The sequence below is a fragment of the Sphingopyxis sp. BSNA05 genome, assembly GCF_013265645.1.
Lineage (GTDB): Bacteria > Pseudomonadota > Alphaproteobacteria > Sphingomonadales > Sphingomonadaceae > Parasphingorhabdus.
Genome location: NZ_PYIA01000006.1, coordinates 1 through 13,085, shown reverse-complemented (window position 1 = coordinate 13,085; position 13,085 = coordinate 1). Strand labels below are relative to the sequence as shown.

The 13,085-nt window shown below is 52.6% G+C and carries 11 protein-coding genes and 2 pseudogenes; 2 read left to right on the top strand and 11 right to left on the bottom strand.

Annotated elements, in window-relative coordinates:
• Positions 1 to 258: 258 nt before the first annotated feature.
• Positions 259 to 2,047: pseudogene (locus C8024_RS00750) on the bottom strand (type IV secretion system DNA-binding domain-containing protein); the annotation flags it as partial.
• A 1,087-nt stretch (positions 2,048 to 3,134) separates the two neighbouring features.
• A complete protein-coding gene (locus C8024_RS00745; RefSeq protein ID WP_089132038.1) occupies positions 3,135 to 3,356 on the bottom strand; it encodes a hypothetical protein in 222 nt (73 codons plus the stop codon).
• A 337-nt stretch (positions 3,357 to 3,693) separates the two neighbouring features.
• On the opposite strand from C8024_RS00745, the gene C8024_RS00740 reads away from it, so the two are divergent.
• Entirely contained in the window at positions 3,694 to 3,882 is a 189-nt protein-coding gene (locus C8024_RS00740) for a DUF6437 family protein (protein ID WP_254305432.1), read from the top strand.
• A gap of 138 nt (positions 3,883 to 4,020) precedes the next feature.
• Here the strand turns inward: C8024_RS00740 and C8024_RS00735 are convergent, their stop codons facing one another.
• The 7 genes from C8024_RS00735 to C8024_RS00705 form a co-directional block, all read right to left on the bottom strand.
• Positions 4,021 to 4,410, bottom strand: a complete 390-nt coding sequence (locus tag C8024_RS00735; RefSeq protein WP_100092311.1) for a single-stranded DNA-binding protein — start codon at positions 4,408 to 4,410, stop codon at positions 4,021 to 4,023.
• A 373-nt stretch (positions 4,411 to 4,783) separates the two neighbouring features.
• A complete protein-coding gene (locus C8024_RS00730; protein ID WP_100092312.1) occupies positions 4,784 to 5,143 on the bottom strand; it encodes a hypothetical protein in 360 nt (119 codons plus the stop codon).
• Positions 5,143 to 5,607 (bottom strand): DUF6878 family protein, encoded by a 465-nt coding sequence (locus C8024_RS00725; RefSeq protein WP_173202589.1) that lies wholly within the window; start codon positions 5,605 to 5,607, stop codon positions 5,143 to 5,145. The genes C8024_RS00730 and C8024_RS00725 overlap by 1 nt, the downstream gene beginning before the upstream one ends.
• 122 nt (positions 5,608 to 5,729) lie before the next feature.
• On the bottom strand, positions 5,730 to 6,686 hold the full coding sequence (locus C8024_RS00720) for a DUF2493 domain-containing protein (RefSeq protein ID WP_100092314.1): 957 nt from the start codon (positions 6,684 to 6,686) through the stop codon (positions 5,730 to 5,732).
• 245 nt (positions 6,687 to 6,931) lie between these two features.
• Positions 6,932 to 7,669 (bottom strand): RES family NAD+ phosphorylase, encoded by a 738-nt coding sequence (locus tag C8024_RS00715; protein WP_100092315.1) that lies wholly within the window; start codon positions 7,667 to 7,669, stop codon positions 6,932 to 6,934.
• Positions 7,641 to 8,024 (bottom strand): MbcA/ParS/Xre antitoxin family protein, encoded by a 384-nt coding sequence (locus C8024_RS00710; protein ID WP_240616818.1) that lies wholly within the window; start codon positions 8,022 to 8,024, stop codon positions 7,641 to 7,643. The genes C8024_RS00715 and C8024_RS00710 overlap by 29 nt, the downstream gene beginning before the upstream one ends.
• 63 nt (positions 8,025 to 8,087) lie before the next feature.
• Positions 8,088 to 9,014, bottom strand: coding sequence for an ArdC family protein (locus C8024_RS00705; RefSeq protein ID WP_100092316.1), 927 nt, complete (start codon positions 9,012 to 9,014; stop codon positions 8,088 to 8,090).
• Positions 9,015 to 9,171: 157 nt separating this feature from the next.
• Here C8024_RS00705 and C8024_RS00700 point away from each other — a divergent pair, with 157 nt between their 5' ends.
• The gene (locus C8024_RS00700; RefSeq protein ID WP_254305430.1) at positions 9,172 to 10,311 is read left to right on the top strand and encodes an ATP-binding protein; all 1,140 of its coding nucleotides are present in this window, start codon (positions 9,172 to 9,174) and stop codon (positions 10,309 to 10,311) included.
• Between the two features lie 90 nt (positions 10,312 to 10,401).
• Here C8024_RS00700 and C8024_RS00695 read toward each other — a convergent pair whose 3' ends face one another.
• Both C8024_RS00695 and C8024_RS00690 read right to left on the bottom strand, forming a co-directional pair.
• The gene (locus C8024_RS00695) at positions 10,402 to 12,381 is read right to left on the bottom strand and encodes a ParB/RepB/Spo0J family partition protein (RefSeq protein WP_173202587.1); all 1,980 of its coding nucleotides are present in this window, start codon (positions 12,379 to 12,381) and stop codon (positions 10,402 to 10,404) included.
• Positions 12,382 to 12,526: 145 nt separating this feature from the next.
• Positions 12,527 to 13,085: pseudogene (locus C8024_RS00690) on the bottom strand (methylase); the annotation flags it as partial.

The window sequence follows — 13,085 nt, the reverse complement described above, 5'->3', positions numbered from 1 at the left end:
CGCTGTGTTGCCCTTCAGTATTTTATCTTGAGGCTCATCGGACAACTGGACGTCGGTGATTTCTTCGGGCTCCCGAAAGGCAAACTCCTTCTGATCGGCCGCAGATTGTTTGACGCCTTCGTCATTGTCATCGGAGTCCGCTGCTGGCTCCTCCTCCCCGCTGTGGCTATTTTTAGCCGTCCCTTCAGACTTGGAAGACGGCAGTGGTTCTTTGCTGGGTGCGCGAGGTTTATACAGTTCATCGGGCTCATCAAATGCCCGCGCAATAAATCCTTCTGCCAGACTGGGCCAGGATTGCGGGACCAGTTTAACCGGCGCAGCGGGGAAGCCATCGGGGAACTTGATGTAGCCGTTGAGCCGCGGCAAGTTCATAAATTGATCGGGCAGCAGCAGCGGTTCGATCTGCCTTCTGGGGGTTAGACTGACGGCATCACGGGCATTATTATAGCCGTAACTATAGCCTTCTTCCATGTCGCGTATCTGCCGGTGACCGATAAAGTCTGAGCACCATGTTGCCGTTTCCCGGTCGGCTGTAGCCAGTATTAATTTGGTGCGCGCAAGCGAAGACAATGTCATCGCCATATTTTCACCATACACCTCCTTGAGTTTGGCAAATGCATGAATACCAGTCACGATAGCGCCGCCAAAATTGCGGGCCGTTTGCAAACCTTTTTCCAGCGCTGCAACCGGTGCAATGCGCCCAGCTCATCAATCATGAACCACACCCGCAAATCGGATGTCCGGCTCATCGACATGAGGGTATTCATCGCAGTGTCCATCCACAATGTTAGCAGCTTGGAACAGATACTCATGTCCACATAGCGCGCGGATATAAATATGATCCCGCCGCGTTCGCATTCACCCTGCACCCAGTCGCGGATTGAAAAGTGCGGACCATGTTTGGGCAGCAACATCAAAGCCTCGGCATTTGCATTAAGCACAGCCCGGATTGAGGTTGCCATCCGGGCCGCTTTGGGCGCGGTCAGTTGCTCCGCGACAGTACCCTTTAGGAGCTTATGAACATCTGTGAGATCGGCCGTAATCAGCTTGTTTGCGAGCGCCTCGTTGGTTGGCGTTCCCGCCTTCATCAGTTGCATGCAGGATTGCACAAATACCGAGCGGGCACCAATAACCCAGAACTGGTCATCGCCGCCGCATCCTGGGGTACTATTGCTTCAGCAGCGCTGTGAAATTCGGCAATGGTGCTGCAATCATTGAACACACTCCATTGCGGACAGCGGGCATCAAGCGGGTTCAATATGACATCACGCGAAGGGTCATAGAAATGTTCGATAAAAGCGCCGGTCAGATCGAATATGACGGCGCGCTGTCCCTTTCTGCGGGCCTCGTCTATCATCTCCAGCAGGGCAACGGTTTTACCGGTTCCGGTGGTTCCGATCAGCATCGCATGGCTCTGTTCAAGCCGCCAGGGATAACGAACACCTGTAATTGCAGAGGGAGTATAATAGCCCGCCGCATCGAGCCCATGCTGCCCTGCCAGTCGCCAACGCCGGCCTAATTCGGCGCGCATTTCCCTTACCTGCTCGCTAGCATTATGGCGGGTTATTTCCGCTTGCAGCTGGGGCAATGTTGCAAGCTGCGCTCCGCGTTCATGTTTACTTTCTTTCGACCGTCCACCAAAATATTCAGCCACCCAATAAAATAGTATAAAGGCAGGCAGAAACAGCAATACGGAGATGGCCAAAGCCGTCCGGAGCGCAGTCCATAATGCTTCCATTGCGCGCACGACAGGAGGGAAGTTCTGAACCGTTGAAATCGCCATTTCAGTGCTCGCGCCACCGGCAAGATCAAGATTAACCGGCTTGGTAGGATCAAACTCCATGAACCCGTAGAGCGATGCATAAAGGTTCATGCCGGCAAGGTAGCGCTGATGGTCGGTGAGGCCAGATGTTACCTGCCAATAGCACATCCCTAACAGGAGAATAGCAGCGATAATGAGAGGGGCTTTGAGCCCACTTGCGAACATGAATCCAAAGTGCCCGAGAAGCTGGCTACCGCGCGTGAAATTGACCAGATTACGCTTCATCACGACCTCCATTCGAAGAGGCAGGAGCAAGCCCCAATCGCTGCAGGCGGCGGGCATAGGCATCATGGGTTTTTGCCGAAGCGAACTATCTGGATGGGCAGTCAAAATGGCATCAAGCGCTACGGACGAAAATACAATCTCGCGGGCTTTGTCGAGGCCTTTTAAAGCGTCGCTATTACCTTCATCCTGCGCAATATACGCCGCCATCACAAGATCACGAATGAAGACGCTGACACATTCCCCGTGATCGTCAGCCTCCGACCTGACCCACTGCGCCAGCGGATAAGAAAGATAGGTTTGTAAGCAAATATGGTTGGTCATACTCAGGTTCCTTGACGTTCAAGAACCTGGTTCACCCTTCGAAAAGCCCAATAAGAATAAATCGTGAACAAGTCTAAGTCAATCGGTTATATATCGCTTTTTATCAATATGTTATGCTGACGTGATTGGGGTAAGACTTGCCCAAAACCCACCAAGTCTTAGAGGATTTGTCTGTTACATCGGGCCATTTTGGAACTTAAACAATTGATATAAAACAATATACCCAAGGCAGCGAGCTGCGTACGGTGTGCGCTCTTTTGTTCCCAGCTCGGCAGTAAATTTCTAGGAATTTTCTCGATTACATCATGTGGCGTTATGCCACGTGGATAGCATGGATAAAACGCGCGCTGATGCTTGACATCGGCGTTCCACAATTACCCCATGGCTAGAATTACAAACTAAAGCACGAGCAAAATAAGGGCAGCAGAATGGGGATTCCGCTGCCCCTATGTCACCCGATTTGGGTGTTTTCCATATCAACGCCAGCCCGGGTCGCAAATGGCCAGAATCGATACGGAAATTCTGAATAATCTTTATTCCTGATAGTTAGCAACTCGATTCCCGGAATGATTGTATGGAATCGCCTTTCGGCAAAGTACCTTGTATTTCTCCCTGTTAGGTTTAAGCCAACCGACAGTGCAGAAAATGTCTTTCAGGCCGACGGTCGGGGGGCTAGGTTTGAAAGACATTTTCGGCGCTACCACTTTCTGAAGCGAACAAAAATAGTGGCAGAGACCGTTTCCGGCCCCTGCCCTGTGTGCCGTCCTTAGAATTCATCCAGCAGCGCCCCATGGACAGTATGGACAACCCGGTTCATTGCCCATGTCGGTAGCGCGTTATAATCTCCTTCATCCAGTGCTACATAACCCTGGTCGTCGTCCTCAACGACATGCTGATCAAAGAAGCTGTGTAGAGCCCTCCGTTCCGCTGTTTCTACTGCCGCAAAATAGCTTTGTGCATCAAATACCGTATCTATAACCTGTGTCATACTACCTCCTGAAATTTGTCAAAATGACGACAAGTCTCGTGATGCGTGAAGGGTTACCGGGTCACAGGACCGGCTGGAACAGGCGCCGCGAAGCGGCGATGGGGGAAACGATTTTATCGCGTAAGGCGGCCCAGCCGCCGGAGCGGTAAAATGGTGGGGCCCCGTCGTCCTTTACGCGGTGGCCCTTCGCGCATCATACTTGGACTTCAAGTGAGCAACCCCTCCCCAAATTCGTATTCCACATCCAGATTACATTCGCAAAAATCATTTTCCTACAGGTGGGACAATATGCAATTACGGAGTTTCAAGGGGTCAACACTGAGAAAAAGGAAATCTCATGACCAGAAAAACAGGTGCGCTGGCAGCGCTCAAAAAGCTTGAAAGCGAACGCGCAAAACTCGACACAAAACAGCAAGAGCTGGAGACCAAAGCGGCAATCGAACTTGGACGGATGTTCTTGGGAACCGGCGTCGAAACGTTCAGCGCAAAAAGTCTCAAGCGCATGGGAACAGTTCTTGGAAAATGAACGAAGAGCAGGCGCTAGCCACACTCAAAATTGGAAATTCTACTTCAGCGCGCTAACTCCCTAAACACGCATGTGAACATAAAAAGGCCCCGCCGGGAAACCGGCGAGGCCTGATTGATTAAGCATGAAGATCAAGGATTATTCACCGATATCGGGTGCATCCTTGTTATCCTGGGAAGCACCGCGGGTGAGAAAATCCACCTTATCGGCAAGAATTTCGCAGCCATAGCGTTTGATTTTATCGGCATCTTCCCATTGCGTATAATGCAGGCGCCCTTCGATCGAAACCATCTGGCCCTTGGTACAATATTGGGCAACGTTTTTGCCAAGACCGTTGAAGCAAGTGATACGGTGGAATTCTGCATCTTTGACCGTAAAGCCTTTTTCATCCTTGTAGGTCTTGCCTTCACTGTTGCGGGCTGGCCGATCGGTTACGACCGAAAGATTTGTAACCGTTGTACCACCGTTTGTTTCCCGGCTTTCTGGATCGCGAGTGACACGTCCAACCAAAACTACGATATTTGTCATTGTTATTCTCCTGATATTAATCTTCAAACCGGACCATTCCGGCTTGCGAACATCCGTTAGAAACAGGGAGAAGCGGGATTGCACCGAAGGGAAACCAGCTTTGTCCGGGTGGTGCGGGCAGCACCTGAAAGGTGCAACACGGCCGGTAACAAAGCTGGTTGCAATGCGGCTGACCTGGTTCAGGAAGGTTCGCGAAAAAGCCGAATTGGTCACGGTTGATTTGATCTTCAGGAGACGCTGACAGCGCGTGTTTTGGATCCGTCAATCACGATTGAAGCAAGCATGTTTAACGGCTGGCTTAGTGGTTATATATTGGGAACCCGCCTGCAACACCGGCACACGTAGTACGGAACAGGCTGCGCGTGAAAAAGCCTTACGCCGCCATATTCGCTTCAACGGCGACGAGCTTTGGTTGCCCTCGCATCATCCAGGCCTGTGGTTCGATCAGCCGCGCCCAATCCGCAAACGAGGGGATGGTTCCCAAATCTTCCATGACATGCTGTTCGCCGATCAGGCGGACAGGAACCTCGCGGCCATCGGCGTTAACAATGGTCGTACCGAAGAGTGATTCCAGCATGAATATACCTTCGGCATGATGCCGGAGCGCCCGGTGACGCGGGTCCGCCAATATTTCCTTCGATTTATCAAACCATTGTTGCAGGGGCAGATAATCGCTTGCCTCCCCGCCCCATTTACGGACCGAAGAAAGCGCATGATAATGACAATGCGACATTATTCCTCTCCGCCGATTTCTGTTTCGGTATAGTCGGTGCTCCGAAGACTACAGCACAGTGCCATCGTACCCTCTTCAACCTCGATCCTGAAGATGCCATAGGCTCCTTCATTGATTTCCCATCCCGGATGATGAACTTCCAGCGCATCATAAGCGAGAGTTTCAAGCGCTTCTGCCAGTGGCATGGATTTACGCATGATCATGGTCGAACCAATCTCAAAAATTTCAATTGCAACTTTGGTATCGGAACAGTCGATTGGTTTGTTATCGTTCGAATAATAGGTAGCACCTTCCAGACAACCACTATCGCCCATACCGTCATAGTTGAGCTCAACGCTCGCTACATTTGCTTCTCGCAGCCCATCAAGAATAGCTGACTTGTTGCGCTGAAAAGACTGGATCAAACGCGCATTGCGGGTTTTCTGTTTGTCGAAATAGTCCGTCATCCATTCCCTCGTTTCCATGATAAATACCTCCGGTTCTGTTTCAGCCGATCACACCGTGTGTCCGGCTCAGGGAAACCCGAGCCTCCTTTCCTCTCAGCGAGAAAAGTCAGCGCCGCCAAAGCGGTGCTGACTCGGACAGCCTAGCTGCCTGTATCGGCTGGCTTTGTCTTGGGACTGACGCCAAGAGGCCCGCGCCGATCAACGACCGTGATACGCCGTCTCTTGGCTTCGATGACCAAACGTTCCAATACGCCATTCCCGGGAAATGCAATGACGTAGCGAGGAGCGAGCCCCAGCATCTGTTCATTGCGTTTGAAGCCTGCTCGTGCGCCCAAATGGCGATCCAGCGAAAAGGTAAGCTGCGCAACGCCGCGACGCTCAGCCCAAGAGGCAGCTAAACGGTCGGCACCCTTGCCATCTCCGCCATGGACCAACACCATGTCACCAACGGAATTATGCACCTTGTCGAGCGTGGCCCAGACATTGTTGGCAAAAGTCTTCGCATCTTCAGTACTGTCTTGCTTGTTGCGGCCACCAGCAAAGATTATTGGCGCACCCTCGGGCATCAGCGCTTTGCGTCTGGACTGGCTGCGAGCTTTGAGAAAATCCCGCCCCTGAATGACGGCAGAGGTCAGCATCCCCCCGTGGCTGGCGCGGGAACTGGAAACTGGTTTCCAGGAGCTGTGCGTTTCATCGAGATAGAGCGCTGCTGCAACCTCGCGCATTTCTTCAAAGGCGACCATGGAGGCTTCTGCGGCTTGCGCGCGTTCTATCTGCTCTTCCAGGTTGCTGGTATGAACTTCCGATCCATCAGCAGATGCGATGAGTGCCCGGACCTCATCCGATGCACGGTCAAGCTGCTTTGATTTACGCTGCGCAGCGCGGTGGAAGAGATTGACGAAGCCCCATCCGAGATCTTCAACGTCGGCTTCAAGAGCGGTATCGGTAAAGACAGCGAATAAATCCGACCAAACAGCTGCAAGTGTCTGCGAGATAGCATCCTGAGCTGGAAAATCCGATGATATAAATGGGGAACTGCTGATCGTGAGACCGGAAAGGTCAAGACCAGCAAGTTGCTGTTTGAATAAATTGTCCATGATGTTCTCCTGATATGCGGGAGATGTTCGGCACCTTGCCGCTTTATCCCGCAAGAGCCCGAAAGGAACGTCAGGGCGCATGACGCACCGCTTGCCCAAGCGGGGAACCTCGCGAGACAAGGCTGGCGCGGGCCACACGGGCCGCAGTCCTCGCGGGGTTGCGTCAAAGCCCTGATGGTCCAGGGCCTCTCTTGCGGGGAGAAAAAACGGCTGGATGCTCAGTCTACCATCAGGAGATTATGGGATCAGTGTCCAGGCGAACTTGGTAGTCCGAAAATCTTCGGTTCAAAGGCGTAGCTTCCCCCGCCCGGAAAAGCCGCAATGGCGTTCAGTCGCCCCTGCTCAAAACGGAAATGCCAGGTCTGGCGATAATCCGGTGTCTTCCCGGCGAATATGGACGGGTCAAATATCGCGCTATTATATCCAGCATCCGGATCTCGCACCGAGACTGTGCGAATAAGCTGCGCATCTGCTTTGCGAGCTACATCAGCAAATTCCTGACAGGTTTTGTATTCGTTGGGATGCACCCAGTCTGATGCTTGCGCGTCAAATGGCGGCCTGGAAAGATCAACCGCGCGTAAGGTCGAAACAGCAACGGAAAAACTCAGATGCTCGCTGGTCCGGTTCCCCGGCACAAAATCCGGTGATCGGCTGAAAAAACGCAGTCGCCAATAGGCAGTCTCTGCAATCGCTGTGGCTTCGGCCTCACTGGCATAGAAAATGCCGGGACGCTCATTCGCCCGCCGGAACCGGCTCAGACTTTTATGACCGTATCGAAAGGGTGAAGCGAGAAGATAATGCAGACCCTGAGCAGACTTCGGAAGGTCGGGTTTTGCTGCTTCGGCAAGCTCTTCAAGGCGTGCCTGATCTTCGAAGGTTTCCGCCAAGCGATTGGTCGATATACGGTGCTGCGCTTCGACCACCCGCCAAACGGTTTTGCGGTAGCGGCGAAATTCAGACGCGAGCGCGGTGGGCGTCCACATAGTCACATACCGTCAAAAGTCCCTTGAAACTGTCGATGAGATCAATCGGCCGCGCCTCGAGATCAAGGTTATGCGATGTCAGCCAGGATTTGGCTGCATCATCATCACTGCCCATAAGCGCGTCCAGACTGCGGAACAGCCGCAGGAGAAACTGCCCAGCTTCAAAAGATTTGGATGCAGGATCCAGAAATGTTTTTCCCGAACGAAGCCGGGAAATGGTTGCTTCCGACAGGCCCAGCACCGCACTTAATTTGACATTGCTCAGGTTCCAGAATTTTGCAATTCTACCAATTGCAGAACTTAGCAACCTATCATCGCTCCGTTCTATTTTGAGTGCCCGTTTAGTCATTTTCATTTCTTTCTAATGAATGTATTTTACAATAATCTTTCATTTGCAAGATTGCAAGTTTTTGCTCAATCATGCGGCATCGGATAATTCACCAGACTCTTGTTGCACATAACCGCCAAGGCTCAACAGCAGATTTGACGCCTCTTCCGCGCGCGCCGCCGCTGTCAGTATAGCGCGATCATCCTTTTTGAGCAGCTTTAGCCAACTGGCGATATAGCTTGCATGATTATCCAGATGTCCGACCGGAAGGCCAAGCTCCGCGCCCAATATGGCACTGGAAAGCTCTGCTACCAGCTCTTCGGCGGCATAAGCAGCACTGCCAAAACGGTTCTTGAGATCACGATTCAGGCGCGACTTATGGCCTGACCAGTGACCAAGTTCATGAGAAAGGGTCGCACAAAATTGGTCATAGCCATCAAACAGACTGATGGGCGGCATCGTAATACGGTCAGCTACCGGTTCATAGTAGGCGCTGCTGCCATGCTCGCGGGTATTGGCACCAATTCGCGCAAAGAATTGATCCAACTCTTCCGCTCGTCCCTCCGGTTCGATATCCAATACTTCAGCCGTGGGATGGTAGCGTTCGGGCAGACCGTCGCATTGATCGGCATTGAATATAGCATAGGATTTGAGCACGCGGCGGGTTTCCTCCTGCGCTTCACCATGATCCGCAGCTTCGACTTCTTTGGTATAGCTTTTGTAGAATATGGCGATGGACGATTTTTCGCCCTTGCGAACCTGACCGCCAAGCGATGCGCATTGCCGGTAAGTCATCCAGTAAGGAGAATTAAAGCCACTTTCCTGAGCCATCATCCAGAGCCAGAATACATTCATTCCGCGATAGGGCGTACCGCAACTGCGCAAGGGCCGTGAGACTGGAAGTCCTCTCCAAGGCTGGATCCAGGGTTTTGTTCCAGCTTCCAGTTTTTCAATGATCGCGGCGGTGATCCTTGCGGCTGGCGATATCTTCGGTGAGCGATATGATCTTTTGGGCATGTGTATTCTCCTGAATATATCCAGCAAAATTGCCGGATCAGACAGGCCCAAGCCCCCTCTCCTCTCTCATCAGGAAGTCAGACTATCAATATAACTTGCAATTCTGGAACTGTACTCCATAAATGCAAGGATGATTAACCGCCGAATCCACGATATTTTGCTCGAAAGACTGGATGAAAGTCCAGCGGTAGCCTTGCTTGGGCCGCGTCAGGTGGGCAAAACGACGCTTGCGCAAGAAATTGGTGAAAGCGGTCCTTCCCTCTATCTCGATCTGGAATCGGATGCTGACCGGTCCCGATTAAGAGAACCGGAGCTTTATCTCGGCAATCATGAAGACAAGCTTGTAATCCTCGACGAAGTTCACCGTGTTCCGGATCTTTTCCAGAACTTGCGCGGATTGATTGACAAAGGGCGTAAAAAGGGAAGGAGAACGGGCCGGTTCCTCCTGTTAGGATCAGCATCTCTGGACCTGATGCGCCAGTCGGGCGAAAGTCTGGCGGGCCGCATCTCCTATCTGGAAATGCGGCCACTTGACCCTCTGGAAATTGATCCAGGCGATTTGAATGAACTTTGGGTAAGGGGTGGCTTCCCGGACAGTTATCTTGCCAAAAGCAATCAGATGAGCCTACGCTGGCGCAGGGATTTTATCCGCAGCTATCTGGAGCGGGACATCCCGCAACTGGGACCGAGAATTGCCGCTGAAACACTAAGACGTTTCTGGGTCATGCTCGCGCATCATCAATCAGGCTTATTAAATGCTGCCGATTTCGCAAGATCATTGGGGGTCGATGGAAAAACGGTTGCATCCTATCTTGACTTGATGGTTGACTTGCTGCTCGTTCGGCGTCTTGAGCCCTGGCACAATAATACCGGCAAAAGACTGGTCAAATCTCCGCGTGTTTATGTACGCGATAGCGGCATTGTTCACGCGCTACTGGGCATAGACAGTCTCGAAGCCCTGCTTGGCCATCCGGTCGCCGGAGCCAGCTGGGAAGGATTTGTCATCGAAAGCCTGATCGCTGCCGCACCTGAAGCTGCGCTGGCTAATTTTTACAGGACATCGGCAGGAGCGGAAATCGATCTCCTTTTGACGCTGCCCACAGGCAAACGATGGGCGATTGAGATCAAGCGAAGCTTGACGCCAAAATTGGAAAGAGGCTTTTACAACGCCTGCGACGACATACACCCGGATCGCAAGCTTGTCATATATCCAGGCTCCGAAAGCTATCCTCATTCCGAGGGCATTGAAATTGCATCACTCCCGGAAGTTGCCGGTCAACTGGCCGCGATCCGGTAACCGCCTACTGCCATGATTTTGATGAAAAGAAGCGGCTTGCCTTAAAAAGGCAAGCCGCTTCAGCCAGAAGACCACCTGTCAGGAGGAGGATCAGGCAGCCTTGTCGGCTATCTCTGGAATATCTTCTGATGCGCCGGCTTCCGAAGCTTCATCTTCCAAAACTTCATCAGCCGCAGACAAATCAGCAAAGCGCATCGCATCGGGAACCCACCGCGCAGCTTGCTGTTTGACTTCAGCCTCTGCGATGAAGTTTCCGGAGAAGATGCGTTCGGCGGTTGCTGCAAGATCGGATTTTTTGGACGCGCCGTAGCGGTTTGAAAGCTCCAAACCGCCGACCTCATGCATGCCGTCAAGCGTTTTGGCCTTGGGTACACGGTCAAAATAATTGGCCGCAGTCGGTCGCCACCAAGCCGCCATATCGATTTCCAAGATACCGCCCAGATAATCGTGCATTGAAACTTGGCGATCGCCTTCAACATTCAGGCTCGCAATCAGCGTTCGCGAGACAACATGGCCGAGCCACGCGCTGCGCGCGTCATCGCTGAGCTCCCGAAATGCCACGAAACGCTCGACATCGGTAGTGCTAGCTTTCCAACTTTCATCCAGCGATCCGCGCAATTCCGCTAGGCTTGCACTTGCCGGTGCATCCTTTGCCTCGAAATTATGCGCCGGACCATTTGCAACAGGGCCTTTCAGCGTCGATGCCTCCTGTGCCCGCCAGTCATGGCTGTCGCTATCCGCAAGCGTAAAGATCATAAAATCGAGCGCGAGCGCCGGATCGCTTGCCACATGAAGCGACAAAATATCGCGCCGCTGCATCGCCAGTTCATCGACAAGGCGTTTGGAAAGCGCCGTGCGCTTGGGTTGGGCGGCCTCGCCTTCCTCGACTAGTTCAACGCCTTCATCTTCATGCTCGACATCAACCTTGTCCGTATAATATTGCGGAACCAATGTCGGTATCCCGTCGTTACCAAGTGCCAGAAAAGCGCCTGCTTCGCTGCGAAGCGCATCGGCCAGAACTGGTTTGCGATCATCCAGCGAGCGCATTTCCTGTTCGATTTCCGACACGCGTTTCTCGGCTGCGAAAACGTCATCTTCGCTGCTGTCTTCATTTTCGAGGATGACAGCTTCGCCGTCATATTCGATTTCCAATTCAGACAGACGCGCGATTGCCTCCTCGCTAAGCGGTTCAAGCTCGGTAGGAAGCCGGTTCAAGCCTTCGACAAGTTCATGCGAGACATAACAGTCGAGCGTCGGCTTTACCCAAGCAAGACCATGCTGATCTTTGATCTCGTCGGATCGCCATTCCATTTTCTCAGCAGCGAGACGTTCAAGAAGAGCAACGTCAACCCAGCTTTCAGTTTCATCATCATCGAAGAGCTCCCGGTCGATCTTGCCGCCTGCCTCGAGATAAGCATCGCGTCCGACCAGAACGGCGCGGGGATCGCTGGCCTGGACACTGGCGTCCAGAACCATGCGCCGGATGCTGTCGGAATTTACGCTGTAATATCCTCCAGAGACTTCCTCGAACACCTGGGCCTGACGTTCGACATCCGAGGTCGCGCCGTAAGCTTTTGCAATATCAAGCGTGATGTCACCGCTTGCCAACGCCTCAAAAACCACTGGTGCGAGCTTGGCGAGCCGCAAACGCCCTTCGACAAAGCGAACGGTCTGACCAAAGCGAATGGCAACATCTTCAACGCTTGCGCCGTCGTTCACAATATCCTGAAACGCTTCGGCTTCATCAGCCGGATTGAGTTTTACGCGCTGGAAATTCTCGGCCAGACTGATTTCCCGGATTTCATGCGCTTCGCCGTTTTTGACCAGACATGTGATCGGCTCGGTCTTCTTAATCGCTTTGTCCTTGGCAAGTGCCTTCAACTGGTTGAGACGGCGGCCACCTGCCGTGACCTCAAATTTGCCGCGCGCAATCGCGTTGACGACCAGATTTTGCAACAATCCTCGCGCAGCAATATCCGCCTTCAGCCATGCATCGGCTGCCGGATCAGTCCGCTTGCGGACATTTTTCTTGGATTCAACGAGTTTGTTGAGTGGAATAGATTTGAACATTTTTAACTCCTGATTGATCGAACTAACGATTTTCGGCGACCATCGCCAAAACCGGGTTCAAAAGAGCCAAGCCTCCTCCCCTCTCATTCTTAGAGATCACGCGTTCGCTTTCTGGTGGTTTGAGATTGAGGGAGAGCGGAAGCGCTTAGGCAGTCAGTTTTTCCAGTATCTGCGCTGCTTCATTGACCGGCACGAATAGACGCGTGCGGTAGCGGATAATCTCGGTGAAACAGCCTTTGGATTTATACCAGACGAGCCGCTCGGCTGAAAAGCCCGTCAGTTCCAGTCGCTGGCTGCCATTGACCAGTGAGCGTTTGGCCATAAGGTCATCATGGCTTTGAACTGAAAACGGCTTGCCGCTTTGCATCACCATTTCTGCAATCCGGGAGGGATTGATAGTCTGGTTCATGTCGAGACCAAAGGCCCGTGCGAGATCAGCCATATCGAGTTCGGAAATTTCGCGGCCAATGATCGAACGCCCGTCGCTCGCTGCAATGCGGGTGACACGAACAAACTCTCCGGGGATTTTATTCCAGACTGGCAGCAGTAATCCGGTGGCGAGATGTACGCGTTCATGGGCCGTTTCCATCGCCGCTTGTTCTTCCTCATCCATCCAGCCTTTTCGGAAGCTTTTGAAATCGACCTGCTCCCAAAGGCTTTCCGACAAAGCTTCGAGTGTCCAATTTACCGATTTTAGCGGCCTG

Excerpts from the sequence above, each read along its gene's own strand:
- C8024_RS00745 (WP_089132038.1), bottom strand. The coding sequence starts at position 3,356 with ATGACACAGGTTATAGATACGGTATTTGATGCACAAAGCTATTTTGCG.
- C8024_RS00740 (WP_254305432.1), top strand. The coding sequence starts at position 3,694 with ATGACCAGAAAAACAGGTGCGCTGGCAGCGCTCAAAAAGCTTGAAAGC.
- C8024_RS00735 (WP_100092311.1), bottom strand. The coding sequence starts at position 4,410 with ATGACAAATATCGTAGTTTTGGTTGGACGTGTCACTCGCGATCCAGAA.
- C8024_RS00730 (WP_100092312.1), bottom strand. The coding sequence starts at position 5,143 with ATGTCGCATTGTCATTATCATGCGCTTTCTTCGGTCCGTAAATGGGGC.
- C8024_RS00725 (WP_173202589.1), bottom strand. The coding sequence starts at position 5,607 with ATGGAAACGAGGGAATGGATGACGGACTATTTCGACAAACAGAAAACC.
- C8024_RS00720 (WP_100092314.1), bottom strand. The coding sequence starts at position 6,686 with ATGGACAATTTATTCAAACAGCAACTTGCTGGTCTTGACCTTTCCGGT.
- C8024_RS00715 (WP_100092315.1), bottom strand. The coding sequence starts at position 7,669 with ATGTGGACGCCCACCGCGCTCGCGTCTGAATTTCGCCGCTACCGCAAA.
- C8024_RS00710 (WP_240616818.1), bottom strand. The coding sequence starts at position 8,024 with ATGAAAATGACTAAACGGGCACTCAAAATAGAACGGAGCGATGATAGG.
- C8024_RS00705 (WP_100092316.1), bottom strand. The coding sequence starts at position 9,014 with ATGCCCAAAAGATCATATCGCTCACCGAAGATATCGCCAGCCGCAAGG.
- C8024_RS00695 (WP_173202587.1), bottom strand. The coding sequence starts at position 12,381 with ATGTTCAAATCTATTCCACTCAACAAACTCGTTGAATCCAAGAAAAAT.